Source organism: endosymbiont of Lamellibrachia barhami, from assembly GCF_011947365.2.
Lineage (GTDB): Bacteria > Pseudomonadota > Gammaproteobacteria > Chromatiales > Chromatiaceae > QGON01.
The window spans coordinates 3,356,697-3,381,156 of sequence record NZ_JAAVSH020000001.1; the positions used below are offsets into that span (position 1 = coordinate 3,356,697).

24 protein-coding genes are annotated in these 24,460 nt (G+C 54.7%); 23 read left to right on the top strand and 1 reads right to left on the bottom strand.

The genetic code is table 11. The features are described from left to right. From G9Q73_RS15435 to G9Q73_RS15465, 7 genes are all read left to right on the top strand, one after another. Positions 1–282 (top strand): TolC family protein (locus tag G9Q73_RS15435; protein WP_177420568.1); only part of this gene is annotated, 282 nt, incomplete at its 5' end. Positions 283–286: 4 nt separating this feature from the next. Further along, positions 287–1,372: a chorismate synthase gene (gene aroC, locus G9Q73_RS15440; RefSeq protein WP_177420569.1), complete on the top strand. Its 1,086-nt coding sequence runs from the start codon at positions 287–289 to the stop codon at positions 1,370–1,372. Continuing rightward, a complete protein-coding gene (locus G9Q73_RS15445; RefSeq protein WP_177420570.1) occupies positions 1,372–2,508 on the top strand; it encodes an MFS transporter in 1,137 nt (378 codons plus the stop codon). The genes aroC and G9Q73_RS15445 overlap by 1 nt, the downstream gene beginning before the upstream one ends. Then, on the top strand, positions 2,495–3,226 hold the full coding sequence (locus tag G9Q73_RS15450) for a class I SAM-dependent methyltransferase (RefSeq protein ID WP_177420571.1): 732 nt from the start codon (positions 2,495–2,497) through the stop codon (positions 3,224–3,226). The genes G9Q73_RS15445 and G9Q73_RS15450 overlap by 14 nt, the downstream gene beginning before the upstream one ends. Further along, entirely contained in the window at positions 3,189–4,355 is a 1,167-nt protein-coding gene (locus G9Q73_RS15455; RefSeq protein WP_246345300.1) for a methyltransferase, read from the top strand. Before G9Q73_RS15450 ends, G9Q73_RS15455 begins: the two co-directional genes overlap by 38 nt. 445 nt (positions 4,356–4,800) lie before the next feature. Beyond that, positions 4,801–5,307 (top strand): class I SAM-dependent methyltransferase, encoded by a 507-nt coding sequence (locus G9Q73_RS15460; RefSeq protein WP_177420572.1) that lies wholly within the window; start codon positions 4,801–4,803, stop codon positions 5,305–5,307. Further along, positions 5,270–6,436: a methyltransferase gene (locus G9Q73_RS15465; RefSeq protein WP_246345302.1), complete on the top strand. Its 1,167-nt coding sequence runs from the start codon at positions 5,270–5,272 to the stop codon at positions 6,434–6,436. The genes G9Q73_RS15460 and G9Q73_RS15465 overlap by 38 nt, the downstream gene beginning before the upstream one ends. Before the next feature lie 75 nt (positions 6,437–6,511). Here the strand turns inward: G9Q73_RS15465 and G9Q73_RS15470 are convergent, their stop codons facing one another. After that, entirely contained in the window at positions 6,512–7,396 is an 885-nt protein-coding gene (locus G9Q73_RS15470) for a LysR family transcriptional regulator (RefSeq protein WP_177420573.1), read from the bottom strand. A gap of 96 nt (positions 7,397–7,492) precedes the next feature. On the opposite strand from G9Q73_RS15470, the gene leuC reads away from it, so the two are divergent. The 16 genes from leuC to G9Q73_RS15550 all read left to right on the top strand — a co-directional run. Beyond that, a complete protein-coding gene (gene leuC / locus G9Q73_RS15475; RefSeq protein WP_177420574.1) occupies positions 7,493–8,905 on the top strand; it encodes a 3-isopropylmalate dehydratase large subunit in 1,413 nt (470 codons plus the stop codon). An 88-nt stretch (positions 8,906–8,993) separates the two neighbouring features. After that, on the top strand, positions 8,994–9,632 hold the full coding sequence (gene leuD / locus G9Q73_RS15480) for a 3-isopropylmalate dehydratase small subunit (protein WP_177420575.1): 639 nt from the start codon (positions 8,994–8,996) through the stop codon (positions 9,630–9,632). 55 nt (positions 9,633–9,687) lie between these two features. Continuing rightward, positions 9,688–10,065 carry a GxxExxY protein gene (locus tag G9Q73_RS15485; RefSeq protein ID WP_177420576.1) on the top strand — a complete coding sequence of 126 codons (378 nt, stop codon included), beginning with the start codon at positions 9,688–9,690 and terminating at the stop codon, positions 10,063–10,065. A gap of 35 nt (positions 10,066–10,100) precedes the next feature. Continuing rightward, complete coding sequence (gene leuB / locus G9Q73_RS15490; RefSeq protein WP_177420577.1) at positions 10,101–11,174, top strand: 3-isopropylmalate dehydrogenase; 1,074 nt, start codon at positions 10,101–10,103, stop codon at positions 11,172–11,174. 110 nt (positions 11,175–11,284) lie between these two features. Next, positions 11,285–12,403 carry an aspartate-semialdehyde dehydrogenase gene (gene asd / locus G9Q73_RS15495; RefSeq protein WP_177420578.1) on the top strand — a complete coding sequence of 373 codons (1,119 nt, stop codon included), beginning with the start codon at positions 11,285–11,287 and terminating at the stop codon, positions 12,401–12,403. A 122-nt stretch (positions 12,404–12,525) separates the two neighbouring features. Then, positions 12,526–13,605, top strand: a complete 1,080-nt coding sequence (locus tag G9Q73_RS15500) for an aspartate-semialdehyde dehydrogenase (protein ID WP_218649972.1) — start codon at positions 12,526–12,528, stop codon at positions 13,603–13,605. Positions 13,606–13,731: 126 nt separating this feature from the next. Then, positions 13,732–16,533: a FimV/HubP family polar landmark protein gene (locus G9Q73_RS15505; RefSeq protein WP_177420580.1), complete on the top strand. Its 2,802-nt coding sequence runs from the start codon at positions 13,732–13,734 to the stop codon at positions 16,531–16,533. A gap of 74 nt (positions 16,534–16,607) precedes the next feature. Then, positions 16,608–17,387 (top strand): tRNA pseudouridine(38-40) synthase TruA, encoded by a 780-nt coding sequence (truA, locus tag G9Q73_RS15510; RefSeq protein ID WP_177420581.1) that lies wholly within the window; start codon positions 16,608–16,610, stop codon positions 17,385–17,387. Between the two features lie 158 nt (positions 17,388–17,545). Further along, a complete protein-coding gene (locus tag G9Q73_RS15515) occupies positions 17,546–18,172 on the top strand; it encodes a phosphoribosylanthranilate isomerase (protein WP_177420582.1) in 627 nt (208 codons plus the stop codon). Then, the gene (gene trpB / locus G9Q73_RS15520) at positions 18,156–19,373 is read left to right on the top strand and encodes a tryptophan synthase subunit beta (RefSeq protein ID WP_177420583.1); all 1,218 of its coding nucleotides are present in this window, start codon (positions 18,156–18,158) and stop codon (positions 19,371–19,373) included. Before G9Q73_RS15515 ends, trpB begins: the two co-directional genes overlap by 17 nt. Continuing rightward, positions 19,370–20,179: a tryptophan synthase subunit alpha gene (gene trpA / locus G9Q73_RS15525; RefSeq protein WP_177420584.1), complete on the top strand. Its 810-nt coding sequence runs from the start codon at positions 19,370–19,372 to the stop codon at positions 20,177–20,179. The genes trpB and trpA overlap by 4 nt, the downstream gene beginning before the upstream one ends. A gap of 42 nt (positions 20,180–20,221) precedes the next feature. Continuing rightward, on the top strand, positions 20,222–21,082 hold the full coding sequence (accD, locus tag G9Q73_RS15530; RefSeq protein ID WP_177420585.1) for an acetyl-CoA carboxylase, carboxyltransferase subunit beta: 861 nt from the start codon (positions 20,222–20,224) through the stop codon (positions 21,080–21,082). Positions 21,083–21,112: 30 nt separating this feature from the next. Continuing rightward, positions 21,113–22,402, top strand: coding sequence for a bifunctional tetrahydrofolate synthase/dihydrofolate synthase (folC, locus tag G9Q73_RS15535; RefSeq protein WP_177420586.1), 1,290 nt, complete (start codon positions 21,113–21,115; stop codon positions 22,400–22,402). Positions 22,403–22,502: 100 nt separating this feature from the next. Then, the gene (locus tag G9Q73_RS20575) at positions 22,503–22,985 is read left to right on the top strand and encodes an SPOR domain-containing protein (RefSeq protein ID WP_177420587.1); all 483 of its coding nucleotides are present in this window, start codon (positions 22,503–22,505) and stop codon (positions 22,983–22,985) included. 15 nt (positions 22,986–23,000) lie between these two features. Further along, positions 23,001–23,909: a type II secretion system protein GspC gene (gene gspC, locus G9Q73_RS15545; protein ID WP_177420588.1), complete on the top strand. Its 909-nt coding sequence runs from the start codon at positions 23,001–23,003 to the stop codon at positions 23,907–23,909. Positions 23,910–24,279: 370 nt separating this feature from the next. Next, a partial coding sequence (locus G9Q73_RS15550; RefSeq protein ID WP_304956606.1) for a hypothetical protein occupies positions 24,280–24,460 on the top strand: 181 nt, incomplete at its 3' end.

Here is a 24,460-nt window from a genome sequence, read left to right on the forward strand (position 1 = left end):
AATGCCTATCGGGGCGTACTTTCCACGATTAGCCGGGTAGGGGCTCTCAAGGCTGCCACAGTCTCCGCCAAGAGTGCGCTGGACTCCACCCAGGCTGGCTACGAGGTCGGTACCAGAACCATCGTTGATGTGCTGAACGTGCAACGAAATCTCTTCTCATCCCAGAGTGACTATGCACGCTCACGCTATGATTACATCCTCAATGGCCTGCAGTTGAAGCAGGCTGCGGGTAATCTGACCCAGTCGGATCTGGAAGGCATCAACGCCTGGTTGGAGCGATAACCTTATGTCGGGCAACAGCTTCGGCAAACTCTTCAGCGTAACCTCGTTCGGCGAGAGCCACGGACCGGCAATCGGCTGTATCGTCGACGGGTGCCCCCCTGGTCTGGAATTGAGTGAGGCGGATCTGCAGCGGGATCTTGACCGAAGAAAGCCGGGGACATCGCGCCACACCACACAACGCCGTGAAGCGGATGAAGTGCAGATCCTCTCCGGTGTCTTCGAAGGCAAGACCACGGGTACGCCCATCGGTCTGATCATCCACAATACGGACCAGCGCTCCAAGGACTACTCGGAAATCATGGATCGTTTCCGTCCGGGACATGCTGACTACACCTATACTCAGAAATACGGATTTCGTGACTACCGGGGTGGTGGACGCTCCTCTGCGCGGGAGACCGCCATGCGCGTGGCTGCCGGCGGCATTGCGAAGAAGTATCTCAAAGTGCGTTATGGCATCGAGATTCGCGGTTACCTGGCGCAGCTCGGCCCCATCAAACCGGGGAAGTTTGTTTGGGACGATGTGAATGAAAATGCTTTTTTCTGCCCCGATCTCTACAAGGTGCCGGAACTCGAGGCCTACATGGATCAACTGCGCCAGGAGGGGAACTCCATCGGTGCGCGGATCAATGTGGTTGCCACTGGTGTGCCACCGGGATTGGGCGAACCGATTTTCGACCGTCTTGACGCAGAGATCGCCCATGCGATGATGAGTATCAACGCGGTGAAGGGTGTGGAGATAGGTGACGGATTCGCCTGTGTGGAACAGAAGGGTACCGAACATCGGGACGAGATGACGCCGGATGGTTTCAAGAGTAACCATGCCGGTGGTGTGTTGGGTGGTATCTCAAGCGGTCAGGATATTCTCGCCAGCATTGCGCTGAAACCCACTTCCAGCCTGAGGCTACCGGGACACACGGTGAACAAAGAAGGCAAATCGGTCGAGGTGGTCACCAAGGGGCGTCATGACCCATGCGTCGGGATTCGCGCCACCCCCATCGCTGAGGCCATGATGGCGATGGTGCTGATGGACCATATGTTGCGCCATCGTGGACAGAATATGGACGTGCATTCGGGTACGCCTGTTATTTAATGCCGTACTGGCGCCTTTCCGGTTTCTACCTCTTCTACTTCGCCTCGCTCGGGGCGCTATTGCCGTTCTGGGGACTCTATCTAAAGGACCGCGGTTTCGCCCCCTCAGAGATAGGGGAGTTGATGGCAGTGATCATGTTTACCAAACTGGTCGCGCCCAACGTCTGGGGCTGGATCGCCGATCACACCGGTCGGCGTATGCCCATCGTCCGTCTTGCATCATTGATGGCGCTGATCATCTTTGGCGGCGTCTTCTACGCCGAAGGGTTCTGGATGCTGGCGCTGGTGATGATGCTGTTCAGTTTCTTCTGGAACGCATCGCTGCCCCAGTTTGAAGCGGTGACCCTCAGCTATCTGGGTGACCAAATCCAGCAGTACAGCCGTATACGTCTCTGGGGTTCCATCGGTTTTATTATTACGGTCGTCGGGCTCGGTTATCTCATCGACAGGATGGAGGTCGGGTTGGTGCCGATGGTGGTGCTGGTGTTCTATCTTGGTATCTGGCTAAGCAGTCTCGTGGTGCCGGAGCGGGGCGCAAAAATGCCCCACCATGAACAGGGTTCGATACTGGCGGTATTGAAGCGCAAGGAGGTCATTGCGTTTCTGGCCGCCTGCTTCCTCATGCAGGCGAGTCACAGTGCCTACTACGCCTTCTACTCGATCTACATGGAAGAGCACGGTTATTCCAGTACCCTCATTGGCCAACTCTGGGCGCTGGGAGTGGTTGCTGAAGTCCTGGTATTTCTGGTGATGCACCGGCTGTTGCATCGCTGGGGCGCTCGAAAAGTGGTGATCGCAAGCCTGATTATTGCAGTCGTGCGCTGGGTGATCGTCGGCAGCGCGCCTGACCAGTTGTTCCTGGTATTGCTTGCCCAAGTTATGCACGCAGCCACCTTTGGTACCTTTCACGCGGCGGCCATCCACCTGGTCCACCACTTTTTTGTCGGTAAGCATCAGGGGCGGGGACAGGCCCTCTACAGCAGTATCAGCTTTGGTGGTGGCGGTGCCTTCGGCAGTCTGCTCAGTGGATATCTCTGGACTGGGATCGGACCGGGACCCACCTATTGGGTCGCGGCGGGTTATGCGTTCCTGGCGATGTTGATCGTTTGGCGTTGGCTCAATCATGAAGCGGCCTGATTCGCATCCGCTGGAGCAGCTGGTCAAATCTCTGGATGGGGCTGCGACGGATATGCAACTGGTCAAAACCCCACAACGTCTGGAACTGCATCAGGCATCGGATGGTGGAGTGCTCTATATCGATTTTGTCTCAGGCAAAAATGCGCATCGCCGTCAGTTCGGCGGCGGCCGGGGACAACCGCTGGCCAGAGCGGTCGGACTCAAGAAAGGCTTAAATCCAAAAGTGCTGGATGCCACGGCGGGACTTGGTCGAGATGCGTTTGTACTGGCGACATTAGGTTGTAAAGTTCAGCTGCTTGAACGCTCTCCCGTTATCGCTGCTTTGTTGCAGGATGGTCTTGATCGTGCGTCGCAGGATGCCGCCGTCGGACAGATTGCCGCGCGGATGGAACTGTTTGCGGCTGATGCCATTCTATTCATGCGGGGTTTGAAAGAGGCCTACAGACCGGATGTGGTCTACCTGGATCCGATGTATCCCCACCGCAAGAAATCGGCCCTGGTGAAAAAGGAGATGCGAGTCTTCCGCACTCTTGTGGGTGATGATCCGGATGCGGCTGAATTGTTGTGGGCCGCGCGGGAGTGCGCCCTGGCCAGAGTCGTGGTGAAACGCCCGGCCAAGGCGGGTTTTCTTGGTGAAGCCGAGCCAAGCATGTCGATCAAAAGCCCGAACACCCGCTACGATGTCTACATCAAATGCGGGCTACAGGCGGTCGATTGAGATGGAGCGTTTTGCCACACTCTTTGGTGAATTTTCACTCAGCCGCTATCCAGTGCGCGCTAAAGAGAAGCTGCGTGCCTGGGATGCAGCGGACGAGTATCTTCTTAACTTTCTTGCCGATGAGGATCTGCTATCACAAAGTCGCAAACTCCTGATCCTGAACGATAGTTTTGGCGCCCTTGGAACAGCCTTGGCGCAATTTGCACCGGTGAGTCAGGTTGATTCTTTTCTCGCTGAAGAGGCTACACGGCAGAATCTGTCAAACAATGGATTGTCGGTGGACGCGGTATCACTTATCGATTCACTCCAAACCCACCGAACCCGCTACGATCTGGTGCTGGTCAGAGTCACCAAGACCCTCGCGCTTCTGGAGGATGAACTGCTACGGCTGAGGCCCCATCTGGCGGATAACTGCCGCATCATCGGCTGCGGTATGGTGAAGCAGATCCACAGCTCCACTCTGAAACTGTTTGAGTCGGTCATCGGGCCGACCAGGACCTCTCTGGCAAAGAAGAAGGCGCGCCTGATCTTTTCCGATCCAGACACGACACTGCCGGTTTCATCCTCTCCCTATCCGCTCTCTTATTCGTTGGAAGATAGCGAATATCGACTGATCAACCACGCCAATGTATTTTCCCGCGACAGGCTTGATATCGGCACTCGGCTCTTGCTGCAACATATTCCGGCGCAGGGGTTGTCAGAGATTGTGGATCTGGGTTGCGGCAACGGTGTGGTGGGTCTCATCGCGGCGGAAAGAAATCCCCATGCACGGATCCATTTCGTGGACGAGTCCTACATGGCGGTTGCAAGCGCCAAGGCGACCTTTGTGGCTTCCGGCATGGGAAATAGCGCGGTGTTCAGAGTGGCGGATGCATTGAGCGGTTTCACCCCTGAAACCGTGGATCTGGTTCTCTGTAATCCCCCCTTTCACCAGCAGCAGGTGGTGGGTGATTTCATCGCCTGGCGTATGTTCAGTCAGGCGGTGAAGGTGTTAAAACGCGGGGGAGAGCTGCGTATCGTCGGTAATCGTCACCTCAACTATCACGCCAAACTGAAACGTCTGTTTGGTAATGTGGAACAGCTCTCCGTTGATCCGAAATTCGTCATACTGCGGGCGGTTAAACGATAATCTTTCGCCACTGTCTTTATCGGTGCTGCATCACCTGCGCACATTGGACAAAGTACGCTCCTACGGGTTTTACTCTGACCCCAAACTGCAGAGTTTCCTTAGGTGGATATCAATCCTGCATCGCCTGCGCCGCGTTCGATAAAGTCCGCTGCCGGTGTGTCACCAAACCCAACGCGCGCTCAGTCGGATCTGCTCAACATTAGGTGATCAGTCCTGGCGTCAATAGGGTCTCCGGCAGCAGAGCCAGCCCAATCCGATCGACGCCAGCATCTTCAATGTCTCAGATAGTCGGTAGGCTGCAGTTGATCTTATATCCCTCTGCTTCGAGGCGATCTTTCAGCAGTGTTCGCGTGTAGGTGCCGGTCGGAGGACCGCAGGATGTTGGATAAGCTTCAATCGATGTTGGCCGACCGGCCAGCGGGTGCTCTCCCCACGATGAAACAGAGTGGGTCGTGCCAAACCTGCTGCGTCAGCAGATTTTCATCGAGATGCGTTTGTACTGGCGACATTAGGTTGTAAAGTTCAGCTGCTTGAACGCTCTCCCGTTATCGCTGCTTTGTTGCAGGATGGTCTTGATCGTGCGTTGGAGGATGCAGCCGTCGGACAGATTGCCGCGCGGATGGAACTGTTTTCGGCTGATGCCATTCTGTTCATGCGGGGTTTGAAAGAGGCCTACAGACCGGATGTGGTCTACCTGGATCCGATGTATCCCCATCGCAAGAAATCGGCCCTGGTGAAAAAGGAGATGCGAGTCTTCCGCACTCTTGTGGGTGATGATCCGGATGCGGCTGAATTGTTGCGGGCCGCGCGGGAGTGCGCTCTGGCCAGAGTCGTGGTGAAACGTCCGGCCAAGGCGGGTTTTCTTGGTGAAGCCGAGCCAAGCATGTCGATCAAAGGCCCGAACACCCGCTACGATGTCTATATCAAACGCGGGCTACAGGCGGTCGATTGAGATGGAGCGTTTTGCCACCCCCTTTGGTGAATTTTCACTCAGCCGCTATCCAGTGCGTTCTAAAGAGAAGCTGCGTGCCTGGGATGCAGCGGACGAGTATCTTCTTAACTTTCTTGCCGATGAGAATCTGCTTTCACAGAGCAGCAAACTCCTGATCCTGAACGACAGTTTTGGCGCCCTTGGAACAGCCTTGGCGCAATTTGCACCGGTGAGTCAGGTTGATTCTTTTCTCGCTGAAGAGGCTACACGGCAGAATCTGTCAGCCAATGGATTGCCGGTGGACGCGGTATCACTTATCGATTCACTCCAAACCCACCAAACCCGTTACGATCTGGTACTGGTCAGAGTCACCAAGACCCTCGCGCTGCTGGAGGATGAACTGCTGCGACTGAAGCCCCATCTGGCGGATAACTGCCGCATCATCGGCTGCGGTATGGTGAAGCAGATCCACAGCTCCACTCTGAAACTGTTTGAGTCGGTCATCGGGCCGACCAGGACCTCTCTGGCAAAGAAGAAGGCGCGCCTGATCTTTTCCGATCCAGACACGACACTGCCGGTTTCATCCTCTCCCTATCCGCTCTCTTATTCGTTGGAAGATAGCGAATATCGACTGATCAACCACGCCAATGTATTTTCCCGCGACAGGCTTGATATCGGCACTCGGCTCTTGCTGCAACATATTCCGGCGCAGGGGTTGTCAGAGATTGTGGATCTGGGTTGCGGCAACGGTGTGGTGGGTCTCATCGCAGCGGAAAGAAATCCCCATGCACGAATCCATTTCGTGGACGAGTCCTACATGGCGGTTGCCAGCGCCAAGGCGACCTTTGAGGCTTCCGGCCTGGGAAATAGCGCGGTGTTCAGAGTGGCGGATGCATTGAGCGGTATCACCCCTGAAACCGTGGATTTGGTTCTCTGTAATCCCCCCTTTCACCAGCAGCAGGTGGTGGGTGATTTCATCGCCTGGCGTATGTTCAGTCAGGCGGTGAAGGTGTTAAAACGCGGGGGAGAGCTGCGTATCGTCGGTAATCGTCATCTCAACTATCACGCCAAACTGAAACGTCTGTTTGGTAATGTGGAACAGCTCTCCGTTGATCCGAAATTCGTCATACTGCGGGCGGTTAAACGATAATCTTTTCGCCACTGTCTTTTATCAATTGCTGCATCACCTGCGCACATTGGACAAAGTACGCTCCTACAGGGGTTTTTACTCTGACCCCAAACTCCTAGGTGGGAGTATCAATCCCTGCATCGCCTGCGCCGCGTTCGATAAAGTCCGCTGCCGGTGTGTCACCAAACCCAACGCGCGCTCCAGTCGGATCTCTTCAACATTGAGTCTGATCAGTCCTGGCGTCAATAGGGTCTCCGGCAGCAGAGCCCAGCCCAATCCGATCGACGCCAGCATCTTCAATGTCTCCAGATAGTCGGTGGAGAGGCTGCAGTTGATCTTATATCCCTCTGCTTCGAGGCGATCTTCCGGCAGTGTTCGCGTGTAGGTGCCCAGGGTCGGGAGGACCGCAGGATGTTGGATAAGCTCTTCAATCCCGATGTTGGCCCGACCGGCCAGCGGGTGCTCCTCCCCCACGATGAAACAGAGTGGGTCGTGCCAAACCTGCTGCGTCAGCAGATTTCGGGAGGGCTGCAGAGGCAGTGTGACCACGCCCAGTTCCAGCTCTCCACTCTCCACTGCAAGGCAGGCCTTTTCCGATCCCATGAAACGGATATCAAGTGTGACTGCGGGGTAGCTGTCAGCATAGCTTCTAAGAAAGGGCGGTAGACGATGCAGGCCGATATGGTGGCTGGTGCCCATGGCCAGTGTGCCTCCGACCTCGCCGCTCAGATTGGAAAGCTCACGCCGGATGTCGGTGATCTCCTCGACTATCTGTTCTGCCCGCGGCAATAGCTGTCTCCCCGCTTCGGTAAGGACAATCTGCCGCCCGATGCGATCAAACAACCGGCAGTTGAGTTCCGTCTCCAGCCCGGCGACCCGCTTGCTGACCGCCGGCTGGGTGATGAATAAGATCCCGGTAGCTTGGGAGAATGAGCCGGAGCGGGTGACCTCTACAAAGGCGCGTAGATTGGCGAATTCCACATGTATTCCTAAATAGAATAAAAAATATGAAAAATATGAATTTGTATTATATATCAGGACATCCTATGGTTTCACAATCATGATGAGGCAAGGCTGATGACTAACAAGACCCTTTACGACAAACTCTGGGATTCACATGTAGTGCGTTACGCTGAAAACGACACTGCACTGCTCTATATCGACCGGCAACTGGTGCATGAGGTGACTTCACCCCAGGCCTTCGAAGGGTTGCGACTTGCAGGCCGTAAACCCTGGCGTGTCGAGGCCAATCTGGCCACGCCTGATCACAACGTACCCACCACGAGTCGTCCCAACGGAATCGCGGATATCTCCGATCCGATTGCACGCATACAGGTGGAGACCCTGGATACCAATTGCGAAGAGTTTGGTTTGACCGAATTCACCATGAACGACATCCGTCAGGGCATAGTGCATGTGGTTGGGCCGGAGCAGGGTGCTACCCTGCCGGGCATGACGGTGGTGTGTGGCGACTCCCACACCTCCACTCACGGTGCCATGGGTGCACTGGCATTCGGCATCGGAACCTCGGAGGTTGAGCATGCGCTCGCTACCCAGTGCCTGATCCAGAAGAAGTCGAAATCGATGTTGATTAGCGTCGACGGCAAGACCGCCCCCGGCGTTACTGCCAAGGACATCGTATTGGCGGTCATCGGTGAGATCGGCACCGCCGGCGGTACCGGTTACGCCATTGAGTTTGGTGGTCAGGCAATCCGTGACCTCTCCATCGAAGGTCGGCTGACGGTCTGCAATATGGCGATCGAGGCGGGTGCCAGGGCCGGTTTCGTGGCAGTGGATGAGAAGACCATCGACTATGTCAAAGGCCGTCCCTATGCACCGGAGGGTGAGGTACTGGAGCTGGCCATCACCAACTGGCAGACCCTGCACAGTGATGAAGGTGCTGAGTTCGATAGGGTCGTCAACATCGATGCGGCAGGGATCAAACCTCAGGTTACCTGGGGCACCTCTCCCGAGATGGTGGTCTGCGTGGATGCGCGGGTGCCGGATCCGGATCAGATCGATGATCCGGTCAAAGCGGAAGGCATGCGCCGGGCGCTGGACTATATGGGACTCGAAGCGGGCACGCCGATCAGTGAGATCGATGTGGACAAGGTCTTTATCGGCTCCTGCACCAACTCCCGTATCGAGGACATGCGCGAGGCTGCAAAGGTAGCCAAGGGTAGACGGGTAGCAGACAACATCAAACTGGCGCTGGTCGTTCCGGGATCCGGACTGGTGAAGCAGCAGGCGGAAGCCGAAGGACTCGACAAAATCTTCGTTGATGCAGGATTTGAGTGGCGTGAGCCGGGCTGCTCCATGTGTCTGGCCATGAATGCCGACCGGCTGGAGCCGGGTGAGCGTTGTGCATCGACCTCGAATCGCAATTTCGAGGGCCGGCAGGGGCAGGGTGGGCGCACCCATCTGGTCAGTCCTGCGATGGCTGCCGCGGCTGCGATTGCCGGGCACTTCGTGGATGTGAGGGATTTCTGATTCACCACGAAGGACGTAATGAGAGAAAAACTATTTGTTTTTCTTTATCTTACTCGGCGTTCTTCGCGTACTTTATGGCTATCTGATTATGAAAAAATTCGAGACATTTACCGGCCTCGTCTGTCCATTGGATCGTTCCAATGTGGACACCGATGCCATCATTCCCAAGCAGTTTCTTAAGTCGATCAAACGTTCCGGGTTTGGTCCCAACCTGTTTGATGAATGGCGCTATCTGGATCATGGCGAGCCGGGTATGGACAACAGCAAGCGCTTGTTGAATGAGGATTTTGTCCTCAATGACCCCCGCTACCAGGGGGCGGGCATCCTTCTGGGACGCGATAATTTTGGTTGTGGTTCTTCCCGTGAGCATGCGCCCTGGGCGTTGGAAGATTATGGGTTTCGGGTCATAATCGCCACCAGTTTTGCGGATATATTCTTTAATAACTGCTTTAAGAATGGAATATTACCTGTTGTTTTATCAGAAGAAATAATAGATAACCTGTTTGCTGTGGCAGGTGGAGAGAAGCCTCTGGAGATAGCTGTGGACCTAGAGGCACAGCAATTGAAGGTAGCAGAGAATGGGGTCATTCCATTTGAGGTGGATGCATTCCGCAAGCACTGCCTGCTCGATGGGCTCGATGATATCGGCCTCACCCTGCAGCATGTGGATGCCATCAAGGCCTATGAAGTACGCCGGCGCCAGGAAGCGCCCTGGTTATTTGGTTGAAGAACCGCAAAGTGCGCTAAGAGCGCTAAGAAAAACAGTTACAAGGATGTAAGGGATGGATATCGAAAAGAGCGGGCGTCAGGTCGTAGATTCAGCGGTCAAGGTTCATCGAGAGATGGGGCCTGGACTGTTAGAAAAAACCTATGAGACATGCCTGGAATATGAGCTGCGCAAAAGAAACATCCCAACCGCGAGGCAGGTTGAATTGCCAGTGGTTTATGATGGACTCAAGCTTGATGGCGGTTACAGGATAGACTTGCTTGTCGATCAAATGATCGTCATAGAGATCAAAGCGGTCCGATTGCTAAGCGAGATACACGATGCACAGTTGTTGAATTACCTGAAGTTAGGTGATTTTAGACTGGGTTATTTATTAAATTTCAATGTTAGGAGAATGAAGTTCGGGATAAAACGCATGGTGAATAATCTTTAAACTTTGCGTTCTTTGCGTTCTTTGCGGTTAATAATATGAGCAAAAATATACTGATTCTACCGGGTGACGGCATTGGCCCTGAGATTGTTACCGAGGCGGTAAAGGTGATGGCCGCACTGCGTGACGATTTTGGCCTGGATATCGAGATGGACGAGGCGCTGGTCGGTGGCGCTGCCATCGATGCCACCGGTAGTCCGTTGCCTGAAGCAACTATGGAACTGGCGCAGGAGGCGGACGCGATTCTGCTTGGTGCAGTCGGTGGCTACAAATGGGAAGGGCTGGACATCTCCATCCGTCCTGAGAAGGGGCTGCTGGGTCTGCGCGCCGGTCTCAATCTCTTTGCCAATCTGCGTCCCGCGATCCTCTACCCGCAACTGGCGGATGCCTCGACCCTGAAGCCGGAAGTGGTTTCGGGTCTCGATATTATGATCGTGCGCGAGCTGACCGGCGGCATCTACTTTGGCCAGCCCCGGGGCGTGCGTGAGCTCGATAATGGCGAAAAACAGGGCTTCAATACCCTGGTCTACGCCGAGTCCGAGGTCGACCGCATCAGCCGCGTCGCCTTCGACATCGCCATGAAGCGTGACAAACGGGTCTGTTCCGTGGATAAGGCCAATGTCTTGGAGTGCACTGAGTTGTGGCGTGAGGTCGCCACCCGTGTGGGCGACGACTACCCGGATGTTGAACTGAGTCACATGTATGTGGATAACGCTGCGATGCAGTTGGTGCGGGCGCCGAAACAGTTTGATGTGATGGTTACCACCAACATGTTCGGTGATATTCTGTCAGATTGCGCCGCCATGCTCACCGGTTCCATCGGCATGCTGCCCTCCGCCTCGCTGGATGAGAACCGCAAGGGCATGTATGAGCCGATCCACGGCTCTGCGCCGGATATCGCCGGGCAGAACAAGGCGAACCCGCTGGCCACCATCCTCTCGGTATCGATGATGCTGCGTTACAGTCTGGACGAAGCCGCGATGGCGGATCGTATCGAGGCGGCGGTCAACAAGGTGCTGGACGATGGCTTGCGGACCCAGGACATCATGTCCGAGGGAAAAACCGAGGTCAGCTGCGACGCCATGGGCGATGCGGTGGTCGCGGCGCTGTGATGTTGTAACCACGAAGAACGCAAAGGCTGTAATAAAGTCATTGTTCACGCCGATAAGGATCTTTGCGTACTTCGCGTTCTTTGCGGTTAATTGAAATAGAGACGAGACAGATGAAACGAGTTGGATTTGTAGGTTGGCGTGGCATGGTCGGATCGGTCCTGATGGGCCGTATGCGCGAAGAGAACGATTTTGCCGATATCGAAGAGCCGGTCTTCTTCACCACCTCCCAGGCGGGCCAGAAGGGTCCCGACATCGGCAGAGAGATTCCGCTGCTCAAGGATGCGACGGATATCGATGAACTGAAGAAAATGGATGTAATCCTTACCTGCCAGGGTGGCGGTTACACCAATGAGGTCTTCCCCAAGTTGCGTGCTGCGGGTTGGGACGGCTACTGGATCGATGCGGCATCCAGCCTGCGTATGAAGGATCACACCATTATCGTGCTCGATCCGGTCAACGACAACGTCATTCGCGATGGCCTGAGCAGTGGCGTCAAGGACTACATCGGGGGCAATTGCACCGTCAGTCTGATGCTGATGGCGCTGGGTGGTCTCTTCCGGGAGGATCTGGTGGAGTGGACGACTGCTATGACCTATCAGGCTGCATCCGGCGCCGGTGCCAAAAACATGCGGGAGTTGATCAAACAGATGGGCGCAGTAAAGGCGGCTGTCAGCAATGAGCAGCTGGATGATCCCTACTCGCCGATTCTCCCCATCGACCAGGCGGTGGCGGATGTCATCCGCAGCGACAGCTTCCCCACCGAGAATTTTGGTGCGCCGTTGGCGGGTGCTCTGATTCCCTGGATCGATGTGGCACGGGAGAATGGCCAGAGCAAGGAGGAGTGGAAAGGTTTTGCCGAGACCAACAAGATCCTGCGCCGTACCGACAATCCTGTGCCCATCGACGGAACCTGTGTGCGCATTGGCGCGATGCGCTGTCACAGTCAGGCACTGACGGTCAAACTGCGCAGGGATGTGCCGATGGATGAGGTGGAAGAGATCCTCGGTTCCGCCAATGACTGGGTCAAGGTAGTGCCCAATGAACGGGACATCACTGTACAGGAGTTGACGCCGGCCAAAGTGACCGGTTCCCTGGTGGTGCCGGTGGGTCGTCTGCGCAAGATGAATCTCGGTGCGAAATACCTGAATGCCTTCACGGTGGGTGATCAGCTTCTCTGGGGTGCGGCGGAACCCTTGCGACGGATGTTGCGTATTCTCATAGAGAGCTGATTGATTAAATGCTTGGGGCCGACTTTGCTCCAATGCCCGGAAGAAGATGGCCCCGGCGCGCAAATAGCGTGTACGGGGTTCTTCATGAATAGTGGAAACTGAACACGGCCCCGCCGCTCCCGGTGTTTCTTCGTAACGAATTGCGGGGAACCGAACCCTATAATTTAGAGATTGAACAGAATATGAACCCTGAAGTGGATATTGCACTGGTCGGCGCGACCGGTCTGGTTGGTGAAGCCTTACTGGAGGCCATCTCTTCGCATCCCATGCTTGCCGGTAGCGTGCAGGTGCTCGGGGATGAGGAGGCGGCGGGAGATACGGTTGAGTTCGGGAAACGGGCATTGACCATTGCTGATCTGTCGCTGTTCGATTTCACCCAAGTCCGTATTGTTATTTCGACCGGCGAAGACTCCTCTGCTGGAGACTGGCTTGATCTCGCACAGGATGCCGGTTGTATTATTCTGGATATCGGTGCCCGGCTGCTGGAGGCGACAGATCTGCCACCTGTGGTCGGCTGGGTCAATCCTGAGTCAATGGAAGTTGTATCGAAAGGGGGCATCATTACCCTGCCGGACGCAGGCACAAGCCAGTTGGTCAGGATTCTCAAACCCGTGCTGGACAGGGTGGGGCTTGAACAAGTCTCGGTGGTCAGTTATCAGGCCGTTTCAGATTTCGGTCATGCCGGCGTGGAAGAGATGGCGAGGCAGACTGCGCAGTTGCTCAACGCCAAACCGATAACTCCAGTACTGTTTCCCCAGCAGATTGCATTCAATCTTTTGTCGATAGTGGACGAGGTCAACGAAGACGGGAGCACCCTCGGTGAGACAAAGGCTGAGCAGGATGCCCTGAATGTCCTTGGATGCGATGATCTTTCGTTAACCGTGACAACTGCCATAGCGCCTGTTTTTTACGGACACTCACAGGTGGTTCAGTTTCAAACTTCCCGGCCGCTAACATTGAAGAACCTGCAGTCGCTGTTGGCAGAGACTGAGGGTGTAACGCTTGTGGATAGTGAAAACGATGCCTGTGTCAGTCCAGTGAGCCATGCTTCAGGCAAGGAAGAGATCACAGTCGGCAGGATCAGGTCTGTAGGGAAAAACGCAACGCAATTCTCACTTTTTACAGTGGCTGACAATCTGCGTTCAGGTATTGCGGCAAATGTTGTGAAGATTGTTGAAGTTTTGGTAAAAGACTATTTATAAGCTATAGTTATGCGGATAATATTAAGTTTATTCTATCATTCATAATGTTCCATCTGGATTTAAATAAACCCTTTGTATCTGCTTCTCATCCACGGGTGAGTGGGGTGGTTCAGGCAAGGAGGAAGCATGATTCGTAAGCTGTCCCTGGCAGTGGCTATAGCAACAGCCCTGTCACCACTGGGCGCCTATGCGCTTGGATTGGGTGAGATTCATACTCAATCGTCTCTCAACCAATATTTCAAAGCGGATATCGATCTGATATCAGTGAAATCTGATGAGGTGCAGGACGTCAGGGTAGAGCTGGCTTCTCAAGCAGCCTTTGCTCGGGCCGGTGTTGAGCGTCCCTTTATGCTTTCCGGCTTGACCTTTAAACCGACTCTACGCAGTGATGGCAAAGTGGTCATTGTGGTGAGCAGTCGGGACCCCGTGCGTGAACCTTTCCTCAATTTCCTTATTGAGGTTAACTGGCCGAAGGGTCGTCTGGTCCGAGAGTACACAGTACTACTGGATCCGCCGGTTACGGTGAAACGCAAACCGGCGCCGGTTATTGCTCCGATTGTGCAGACTGCGCCTGCGAGCAGACCAACACCCGTGCAGAGCAGGAGGACGGTTACATCCCGCCAGCCGGCTGCTACCAGCAGGAGTGATACTGGTGCCCGCGAATACGGTCCCATCAAGAGTAATGACAATCTTTGGATTATCGCCAAGTCGATGCGCCGCGAAGGTGAAACCAACGAGCAGGTTATGATGGCGCTGCTGGAACATAATCCGCGGGCTTTTATCCGAAATAATGTCAATGGTCTGAAGGTTGGCAAGATCCTGCGTCTTCCAGACGGTGCTGATCCATCCGCGCTTGCACCCCGTGAAGCTAGGTCCGAATTCCTGGCCCAAACACGCGCCTGGAAAGAGAATCGTGGTCGCGGCAAAGCTGCGACGGCCGACCAGTCAGACGTCAAGCCAACGCCAGCTCCTCAGGATGATCGCCTGAAGCTGGTCTCTGCCAAGCCAGAGGCCGATGAGGCCGTCGACAGGGAAGGCAAAGCCGATCAGAAAGAAGATATCCAACGTCTTGAAAAACAGATTTTGCTGGTACGTGAATCCAATGAATCCACGCGCCAGGAGAGTGAGGAACTACGCGGTCGGATCAAGGGCCTGGAAGCTCAACTGGCGGACATCCAGCGGCTTCTGACCCTGAAGAGCGATCAGCTTGCACAGTTACAGTCGACGCAGCTTCTTGAATCTCAGGTCCCAGAAGTGATAGCCGAAGAGGAAGTGCTGCCGGTTTCCGACGAACCCGTCATCGAAGAGGCAGATATTGAGTCTGCTATCGAAGAGGCCATGCAGCAAAGTGCAGACAGTGCTGCTGTTGCTGAACCGGTGCAAGAGGCGAAACCTGAACCTGTTGTTACAGAAAAGCCTGCTCCCGTGGTTGCGCCACCTGTGACTCCGACCAGGGTCGCAGAGGAGACTGCGCCAAAACCGATCGTAAAGAAAAAGCCTAAGGAGAGAGGGCTGTTGGATGCCCTGACCGGCAACACAACCCTGATGGGTATAGTGGGTGCTGTTGGGGTGCTCCTGCTCTCGCTGCTATGGCTGATCATGCGGCGCCGCAAGGAGGCTGAAGCGGAATTTGCCGAAAGTATTCTTGTCACTCCAGATGGAGAGCCTGCAGCTGAAGCGGCCCAGGTGGAGGCGGGTTCCATCAACGAACTGACAGATGAAACATCATTCCTGAGTGATTTTTCTCCCAGTGACATCGATGCACTGCAGGATGAAACCGGTGAGGTCGATCCTCTCTCCGAAGCTGATGTTTATATCGCCTATGGCCGTTATCAGCAGGCTGAAGAACTGGTCAAGCAGGCGATCGAAAAGGCCCCTGAGCGTGCGGAACTGAAGCACAAGCTGCTGGAGATTCACTATTCGGCAAAAGATACGAGTGCATTTGCCGCACTAGCCGGTGCGCTTTCTGCTGCGGGTATCGCAACCACGAACCCGGATGTCTGGAGCAGAATCTCCGCCATGGGCAGGGAACTCGATCCGGAAAACAGTCTGTTTGGTTCTGCTACGGACGCAATGCCGACGGCGGACAGTTTTGCATCGGGCATGGATGATGAACTCGACGATCTTGGTTTGAATCTGGATAGTGAGCTGCACGACTCTTCTCTCGATCTGTCGAGCCCTGCACCAGTTGCCCCAGAATCTGTCGATATCATGGATGCTCTTGATAACGACCTTGATTCCCTGGATCTGAGTGAACTCTCTGATCTGGATGATATGGAACCCAGTGCTCTGGATTCTGGGTTATCCATAGATTCGGGAATGGCCGATGATGCGGTGGCACAAAATGATGCCGCAAACCAGACGAAATCCGACACCACTGACTCTGAACTGCTGGATATCGATCTTGCCAGTCTGGGACTCGATTCAGGATTGCTGGAGGATGCCACGCCATCCGAAGGATTGGATGACAGTCTGCAGCTCGATACATCACCAGATACCGAAAGTGTGCTTGCGGATCTGGACCTGGGAGACTTGGCCGACGATACGGACTCTGCAACCAGCAGCATAATAGGCATCGACGACTCCGAGTCCCTCGACGATCTTGATCTTGAGAGCCTGGAACGTGAATTGGAGTCGCTCTCCGAAGATCTGGATGCAAAAGAGAGCGAAGGGTCTGATCTGTTGGATAGCGACAGTGAGAATCTGGGTGAGGCTGACGAAGCTATCGCACCCCACTCACTGACCTTCGATGAGGAGATGGAACTGGGTGCAGAAGATGAAGTGAATACCAAACTCGATCTGGCCCGCGCTTACGTGGATATGGGGGATGAAGAGGGTGCAAGAAATATCCTCGAAGAGGTGGCCAGTGAAGGCAACGATGAGCAGCAGGAAGAGGCCACGCAATTGCTTGAAAAGATGTCATCCTGATATTGTCGTAAGAGATGTCTTCTGAAGGGGTGCAGTCTGCACCCCTTTTCTTTTGTATCCATGAAGAGAAATAGATGAGAGTTGCCCTAGGGGTTGAATACGACGGCGCGGCATTTCACGGCTGGCAGACCCAGGATGATGTGCGCAGTGTGCAGCAGTGCGTCGAAGAAGCCGTTTCCAGAGTGGCGGATCATCCTGTGAGGCTGCACTGTGCCGGAAGGACCGATACGGGGGTTCACGCAACAGGACAGGTGGTTCATTTTGAGACGGAGGCGGTCAGGAGTCGCCGCTCCTGGATATTGGGGACAAATGTCAATTTGCCGGGAGATGTCAGCATTGCCTGGGCACGAGAGATGCCGGACGATTTTCATGCACGTTTTTCGGCTATCGGGCGGCACTATCGCTATCACATTCTAAATCGGCCGATGCGTTCTGCTCTGTGGCGGGATCGTGCGGTCTGGGTGCATCACCCCCTGGATGAATCGAGCATGCACCGGGCGGCGCAGGCACTGGTGGGTGAGCATGATTTCTCATCCTACAGGGCGTTGGGATGTCAGGCCAAACACCCGGTACGTACCCTTCACCGGCTAGATGTGAGCCGGGAAGGCGAGATGGTGGTGATCGATGTTCATGCCAATGCGTTTTTGCACCACATGGTGAGGAACATTGCCGGTGTGCTGATGGCCATCGGTCGTGGAGAGCAGAGGGAATCCTGGGCACGACAGATCCTTGAGTTGCGTGATCGTACAAAAGGTGGCGTCACGGCCCCGCCGCAGGGACTCTATCTCACCAAAGTTGAGTACCCCGATAGCTATTCGTTACCTGACGCACCGGATATCTCATTGTCCGCGTAGCAGGGAGCGCCTGGTCCGCTACACTTGACCAGGCCTACATTTTGTAGGTCGGTTCAAGCGCAGCGGAACCGGCAACCCGATTCAGACAAACGCCACCTGACGGCGAGTTGTGATTGGCGTAGCGCAGTCAGGCGCTATCCTGTATCTTTCCATGCTTTATGAGAACCAGGATCAAAATCTGCGGTATCACCCGACCGGAAGACGCCCTTGTGGGCGTTCAGCAGGGGGCTGATGCGATTGGGTTGGTGTTCTATCCGCCCAGCCCAAGAGCGGTGAGTATGGAGCAGGCCAGGAAGATCGTCGAGGTTTTACCGGCATTTGTCACTGTAGTGGGCCTGTTTGTGGATGAGGATCGCGCGCGGATCGCAAGTCTGCTACAGGAGGTACATATCGATCTCCTGCAATTCCATGGGAAAGAGGATGCCGCGGCTTGTAAAGGCCACGGCAGACCCTGGATCAAGGCGGTGCGCATGCGCGATGGGATCGATCTGGCCGCCACGGCGAGTGAATTTCGAGGCGCAGCCGGGCTGCTGTTGGATGCCTATGAACCCGGTAAGCCAGGTGGCACAGGAACGGCCTTCGACTGGGAACGGATACCTGAGAATCTGGCCTCAAGGATCATCCTTGCCGGTGGATTGAATCCGGACAATATTGAAGCGGCTGTGCGGCAGGTTCACCCCTATGCGGTAGATGTGAGCGGCGGCGTCGAACAGTCCAAAGGCATCAAAGATGCTGGTAAAATAGCGGCCTTCATTGAAGGAGTGAAGCGTGGCGACAACAGCTGAAAAGATTATTGGCACCCAGCCGGACGATAGAGGCCATTTCGGTGTCTATGGCGGCTTGTTCGTGGCAGAAACCCTGATGGAACCCCTCAAGGATTTGCGCCTTGCCTATGAGAAATATATGCAGGACCCGGAGTTTCTCAAGGAGCTCGATGAGGATCTCGCCAACTATGTAGGGCGGCCCTCCCCAATCTATTTTGCGCAGCGCTGGAGCCGGGAATTGGGTGGCGCACGCATCTATCTGAAACGCGAGGATCTGAATCATACCGGCGCGCATAAGGTCAACAACACCATCGGCCAGGCGCTGCTGGCAAAGCGCATGGGCAAGACCCGAATCATCGCCGAGACCGGTGCCGGCCAGCATGGTGTGGCGACCGCTACGGTAGCTGCCAGGATGGGGTTGGAGTGTGTGGTCTATATGGGGGCTGTCGATATAGTCCGCCAGGAGGCCAACGTCTACCGCATGAAACTGCTGGGCGCCGAGGTCCGATCAGTGGAGTCGGGATCCAAAACCCTGAAGGATGCGCTCAATGAGGCGATGCGGGATTGGGTCACCAATATCGATGATACCTTCTATATCATCGGCACCGTTGCCGGCCCCCATCCCTATCCGGCCATGGTGAGGGATTTTCAGACCGTGATCGGTCGTGAAGCAAGGGAGCAGATTCAACAGCAGGCTGGCCGGCTGCCTGATGTTCTGGTTGCCTGTGTCGGTGGCGGTTCCAACGCGATAGGTCTCTTCTACCCGTTCCTCGATGATGCGGCAGTTGATATCTACGGCGTGGAAGCGGCTGGAGATGGGTTGGAAACCGGACATCACGCGGCGCCGCTCTGTGTCGGAAAGCCGGGTGTATTGCATGGAAACCGCACCTATCTGATGGAGGACAAGGATGGCCAGATCATCGAAACCCACTCCATCTCTGCCGGTCTCGATTATCCTGGTGTCGGCCCTGAACACGCCTGGCTGAAAGATACCGGGCGGGCGCAGTATGTGGCGATTACGGATGAAGAGGCGCTGGATGCCTTCCACGCTTTGACCAAAATAGAGGGGATCATCCCCGCGCTGGAGTCGAGTCATGCGCTGGCCTACGCGGCCAAACTTGCACCTGCAATGGAGAGTGACAAAATCATCCTGGTCAACCTTTCCGGACGGGGGGACAAGGATATGCATACCGTGGCGGCACGGGAGGGCATCGAGATATGAGTCGTATCAGTCAGAGATTCAATGATCTGCGGGAACAGGGCAAAACCGCATTGATCCCCTTTATCACCGCCGGTGATCCGACCCCTGGGATAACTGTCGGTTTGATGCATGACATGGTTTCTTCGGGTGCTGACCTGATTGAATTGGGCGTGCCTTTTTCTGATCCCATGGCGGATGGCCCTGTCATTCAGCGGGCCAGTGAAAGGGCATTGGAGCACCATGTCGGTCTGCATGATATTTTTCAGATGGTTAAGACCTTCCGGGAGAGAGATCAGAATACTCCGGTGGTTTTGATGGGTTATCTCAATCCGATCGAGGTCATGGGTTACGCCACCTTTGCCGGGGCAGCCAGTGCCGCAGGCGTCGACGGCGTGCTGATCGTCGATATTCCGCCGGAAGAGGGGGAAGATCTGTTGCAGTCACTGCGTGATAAGGCAATAGACCAGATCTATCTGTTGGCGCCGACGAGTACCCCTGGTCGAATTGGTAAGATCTGCAATGCGGCGAGTGGTTTTGTCTATTATGTCTCCGTCAAGGGCGTAACCGGCTCCAGCCAGCTGGATACCGCTGCGGTAGCGGAAAAGCTGGAGCAGATCAGGGAGAAAACAGCTCTTCCCGTGGGGGTTGGATTCGGCATCAAGGATGCAGCGACAGCAGCAGCAGTTTCTCAGCTTGCTGATGCGGTCGTCGTCGGTAGCGTCTTGGTATCCCGGGTTGAGGCGCTGCAAGAGACACCGGATGAAATCGGTCCTGCGCTGGCGGAAATTTTGTCCGGTATGCGCAGGGCAATGGATGCTGTTCATTAAGGCTCCTGACTTCTGGCACATTTATGAGGTAGAATCTCACCCATGAGTTGGTTCGAAAAATTGATGCCAAGCCGCATTCGTACAGATGGCGGCAGCAAACGGGCGGTTCCCGAAGGTCTTTGGGACAAGTGTCCAGGGTGCAATGCGATTCTCTATCGTGCAGAGATGGAGCGGAACCTGGATGTCTGTCCTAAATGCAACCATCACAATCGTTTGGGCGCCCGGCGTCGGCTGGAGTCGTTTCTCGATCCGGAGCCGTTGGAGGAGATTGCATCGTCTCTTGAATCGGTCGATCCCCTGAAGTTCAAAGACAGCAAGAAGTACAAGGATCGTCTGAGTCAGGCGCAGAAAAACTCCGGTGAAAAAGATGCGCTGGTAGTGATGCGCGGCCAGCTCAAGGGGCTGGAAGTGGTTGTGGCGGCTTTTGAATTCAGCTTCATGGCTGGCTCCATGGGCTCAGTGGTCGGCGAACGCTTTGTGCGTGCGGTGAGTGTCGCTCTGGAACGCCATATCCCGCTGATCTGTTTCTCTGCCAGTGGTGGCGCCCGCATGCAGGAGTCGCTCTTCTCTCTGATGCAGATGGCAAAAACCAGCGCTGCCCTGGATCGGTTACAGAAGCGCGGCTTGCCCTATATCTCTGTTATGACCGACCCAACCATGGGTGGTGTTTCTGCCAGTCTTGCCATGCTGGGTGACATCAATTTGGCAGAGCCTAAAGCTCTGGTCGGCTTCGCCGGTCCCAGGGTCATTGAACAGACCGTCCGGGAGACCCTGCCGGAGGGGTTTCAGCGCAGCGAGTTCCTGCTGGAGCATGGTGCGATCGATATGATCATTGATCGTCGCGACATGCGTGACCGCATCGCCGATCTGTTAAGCATATTCATGCACAAGCCACGCCCATAGCCCCCCTCTTTCTTCAACACCCTACCCAACATGCGTTTTAACAGTCTGGACGACTGGTTGACGTGGCAGTCGTCACTTCATCCGCACGAGATCGAGTTGGGACTCGATCGTGTCGACAGTGTCTGGCAGCGTATGAGGCCTTCAGGGCTTGCATCTCCGGTAGTGACGATCGCGGGAACCAATGGCAAGGGTTCCTCTGTTGCCATGCTGGAGTCGATCTTCATGCAGGCAGGTTATCGCACCGGCGCTTACACCTCCCCCCATTTGGTTCACTACAATGAGCGTGTGCGGCTGAATGGCATCCCAGTGTCGGATGAGCAGTTGTGCTGTGCCTTCCAACGCGTGGATGATGCGCGGGGTGAAGTCGCATTAACCTATTTTGAGTTCGGTACCCTGGCGGCACTGGATATTTTCGCTGAATTGACGCCGGACCTGGTGATTCTGGAAGTCGGGCTTGGAGGACGTCTCGATGCGGCGAATATCATCGATGCGGATGTAGCGGTGATCACCACGGTTGCGCTGGACCATACCGATTGGCTGGGAGAGACCCTGGACCAGATCGGTGCGGAGAAGGCGGGCATCATGCGTGGCAATCGTCCGGTGATCATGGCTGATAAAGGATTGCCGGTTTCTGTCTATCAGCATGCAGAGTCGATTGGGGCGATCCAGTGTCGGGTGGACGTGGATTTTCATGCCACTCCAAGTGATGATGGATGGCACTGGGAAGGCGGTTGCCAAGAATATCCCAATCTGCCAATGCCTGCGTTACCAGGGGCGTTTCAATTGCAAAATGCCGCTGCGGTGCTGGCGGTTGTCGAACAACTTTCTTCCCGAATAGCTGTCGAACCACAAGACGTAACAAAGGGTTTGGCCTCTGTGCGTTTGGCTGGCCGCTATCAGTTGATAGACGGGGATGTTCCTGTGGTGCTGGATGTGGCGCATAACATTCAGGCGGCTGAGGCGCTGAGGGATAATCTACGGGAGAGTGCTGCGAAAGGGTCTGTGCTGGCCGTTTTCGCCATGCTGGCGGACAAGGATATCGCCGGGGTGATCCAGGTACTGGACCAGGACGTGGACAGTTGGTATCTGGTGGAGTTGTCCGGTAGCCGCTCTTGTACGGCGGAGCAGCTTGAGACAGCGTTACGAAAGGCCGGTAGCGATAGCAGAGTCTGCCGATTTGCCTCGGTAAACGATGGCTTGCAGGCAGCAATGGCTAATGCTGGCAGGGATGATCGGGTCTTGGTATTCGGTTCGTTCCTTATCGTTGGCAAAGCACTGCAATATCTGGAGCCAGTCGCCAATGTTTTTGTGGGCGCCTGATATACTCTCCTAATACGATTTATTGATTTCTGACAGGTATCCGGTTTTGGAGGAGAGGCTTAAACGCAGGTTGATAGGTGGAACGGTGCTGGTTTCGCTGGTGGTTATATTTGTACCCATGCTGCTGGAAACTCCGGCCAAGCTGAATAAAGCGATCAAAGGCACCAACATACCGGCAATGCCGAAAAAGTCTGTCGGGGCTGAAGTCAATATCCTGCCATCGTTTGATCAATCGGTCTCACGAAATGAGAGCAGCCTGGAAATCGTGCCGAAAAAGCCGAAACCTGCTGCCACATCCAGCAACAATAAAACGGGGAAAATTGCGCGAACCACTCCGTCAGCCTGGATGATTCAGGTGGCTAGTTTCAGCAATAAAAAAAATGCCGACAAACTGGTCAAGCGGCTAAAAAAGGGAGATCTGCCTGCACATATCGAATTCACATCGGTTCAGGGTAAACGATTCTATCGTGTGCGGGTTGGCCCGGAAGTCGACCGAAAACTTGCAGAGAAGATGGTTAAGCGTATAAATAGAGACTATATAGATGAGATCAGGAAGAAGGTCAGTCTGATTCGTTATCCTTAGGAATCGATGGTAGTTATGGATTTTACAGGTACAGCTCAACGCGCGATGGGGATCTGGGGAGAGTCAGGTCGCCCCGGGTGGTTGGATCAATTGGTCAGCCGTACTTTACCCAAAGTTGCGTTGCTGGTACTTGTGGTTCTGGTTGCCTATGTTCTGGCCCAGATCACCTGGCAGGTGATACCTGTCCCCGCTGAACAGCATATCGTTCGTAGCGGGGAGGTGCTCACTGGAACGAAACACCCTGGCCGCTCCCTTAAAGATCAGTCGGACCGTCTCTCCGCTCTGCATGTGTTCGGCCGGCCAGGGGCCATAAAAAGAAGCGCCCCGATGGTTGTAGAGCGAGCACCCGAGACAAGCCTTAACCTGACGCTGCATGGCGTTTTTGCCGATACTAAACCTGAACTTGGCGCTGCAATCATCGGCAAGGCTGGCTCAGAGCAGGAGTATTACAAGGTTGGCAAGAAGATTATGGGTGGGGTTACTCTGCAGGCGGTGCATGAAGACCGTGTTGTATTGCTCAGAAATGGTCAGTCGGAGGTGCTGCATTTCCCTAGGGCTTCCAAGTCTGTGGTAACCAGCAGCAGATCGAGATCTGCATCCAAGGCATCGTCTTCCTCTTCTCTGGGCACATACAAGGAGATGTTCAAGCGCGAACCGTTGAAGATTTTTCAACATCTTCGTTTCGTACCGGTTCGCACGGGCAAACAGTTGAAGGGTTATCGAATTTTGCCGCAGAAAAACCGGGATCTCTATAATCGTCTTGGTGTACGGCCATCCGACCTCGTCACTTCTGTCAATGGTGTTCCGTTAAATGATGACAGGCAGGCGATGGGCCTGATCAAAGATCTGCAATCAGCGGATAGCATTGATCTGGTGGTTTTGCGTCAAGGCCAGCAGACGACGCTGTCGCTGGATCTAAATTAAATCAATGTCGATCAAGCAGTGTTTTCAGTCCGCAAAAGATGCAAATAACGCGATTTTTTCTTTCTTGAATAGAGTCATTGCTTCAGACTAATATCTCGACCACCCACGCTGCGCAGTTGCGCAGCAAACATGGAGCCGACCGTTGCACATAAATCCAATGAGTTAGCCCATCTTTGTCACTGAGCTCTCCAATATCGACCCAATCCGCTAAATTTTCGTAAGATGATAAAAAAAGAATCGCTATAAATCAATGGGATATATTTTTAACCTTCCTGAAATCAGAAATGTAGTGACATAAAATAACATTTCCCTATTGACGGCACACTGCATATTTCCTGGCAATGTCAGCGAGCCGGCCACCTTGGAGCAGATGATCGAGCAGCTGCGTTCACCGCTCGAGTCCAACAAAGAAGTGCCTGGGAAAGGGGCGGATGATAGCCATCCATCGCTGGATCTACGACCTGCCCCGACCATTATCATGGATGCGGGAATCGCATCGGAAGAAAACATCCAGTGGCTCCAGGAGCATGGCTACAAGTACATTTGTCGTA